This window comes from Nocardia tenerifensis NBRC 101015 (assembly GCF_000308715.1).
Classification (GTDB): domain Bacteria; phylum Actinomycetota; class Actinomycetes; order Mycobacteriales; family Mycobacteriaceae; genus Nocardia; species Nocardia tenerifensis.
This window is the reverse complement of sequence record NZ_BAGH01000444.1, coordinates 1-789: the sequence shown is the minus strand read 5'-3', so window position 1 is coordinate 789 and position 789 is coordinate 1. Positions and strand designations below refer to the sequence as shown.

1 protein-coding gene is annotated in these 789 nt (G+C 70.2%); it reads right to left on the bottom strand.

All coding sequences use genetic code 11. The features are described 5' to 3' along the window. The coding region (locus ON39_RS33875; RefSeq protein WP_040740327.1) for a hypothetical protein at positions 1-618 on the bottom strand (618 nt) is incomplete at its 3' end. Between the last annotated feature and the right edge of the window lie 171 nt (positions 619-789).

Below are 789 nucleotides of genomic sequence, written 5' to 3'. Positions count from 1 at the left end.
CAGCTTCTGCTCGGCCCGGAACTGGAGTTCGCGGCAGTGGTCGGGATCGAACACCTCGGCGCGAATGTCGGCGGCCTCGCCCTCGAGTTCGGCGATGCGAGCGAGCCGGGGATCGGACCGGTCGATCGTCTCGTCGGGCGTCCACACCTCCTCGAGCGAGGCCCAGGGCAGCTCCAAGGTGTCGTCGTTGCGCGCCTTCTGCTCCAGGAAGCGGCGGTGGTCCTCCTCGGCCCACTCCAGATAGTCGCGGTACTCGGCCATGTCCCGCTCGGTGATCGGGCGGTGGCGCGGATTGGCGGTCATCGACACCGCGACGCCGCCGTCGGCGTAGCGCAGCAGCACGGTGAGGACCGAGACCGGGTGCGGCTCCGGCTTGCCCTCCACGCGCGCCATCATCACGTCGTAGCGGTACTCCTCCACCGCGCCCTCGCACGCCTGCTCGAACACCCCGCAGGCGATCTCGTAGTGCTGGCTCGCGGTGCTGCCGGTCAGCGGATGCGGCTCCCCGATGCGTCCCGCACCCGACTCGACGATCGCGCCGTCGTGGACGATCTCCCAGGTATAGGAGTCGCCGACCGCATCGGGCGGCGCCTCGGCGCTATCGGTGACATCATGCAAGGTCCGCTCCCCTCTCGTGGCCTGACACGGCGGAGGCGGCCCGGGGCCGGGCACCGCCTCCGCTGGCGGTTGCACGCCTATATTTCTCCTTCCCGGCTTAGCACGCCAGCGGCAATTCCGCCCGGCGACTCAGGCGCGCCGGGGAAAAACGAGACGGAATTCGGCGCCGCC